Genomic DNA, 594 nt, shown 5'->3' on the forward strand with positions numbered 1-594 from the left:
TTTCAACAGTTGCTCAATATTCGGGTTCTCTTTGCTAAGGTGCATTCCGTAAGCAAATGACGTGAAGTGGCGCAGCGCTTGAATTAACGTCATGCCATGATCGTGCTCTTGCGCATCAATCTGACACAAGCTCGCGCCCCAAATACCAAACTGTTGCAACAACCATTGGTATTGCTCGTTACCACGCCCATCACAGTACACAATCACCTGCTTGGCAAGACTAGGAACATCAGGGCCGAACATCGGGTGTAAACCAACCACAGGTCCAGCGTGCACATTCAACATCGCTTGCAGCGGCTTTGACTTGATAGACGTCAGGTCACACAGAATGCAGTCTTGAGGCAAGGTGCCCAGTTTTTCAATCACCCCTTCCGTCAGGTGAATCGGTACGGTGACAACCACTAGGCCTGCGTCTTTGAGAATCTCATCCGCACGATCCCAATCTTTGCTACCCAAAACTTTCACTTGGTAACCTGATAGCTTGAACATGCGGCCAAACAGACCGCCTAACTGGCCATTACCACCAATAATGACCACTGAGCGTAATTCTGGGTTCAAACACTTAAAACCGGAATCTTTCTCGCTGGCATAAGA

General features: G+C 48.8%; 1 protein-coding gene. It reads right to left on the bottom strand.

Features of this window, described 5'->3' with window-relative positions:
• Positions 1-594: bifunctional chorismate mutase/prephenate dehydrogenase (gene tyrA / locus R8N49_RS28840; protein ID WP_318190664.1), on the bottom strand; the 594-nt coding region annotated here is incomplete at both ends.

This window comes from Vibrio sp. 1978, from assembly GCF_033344345.1.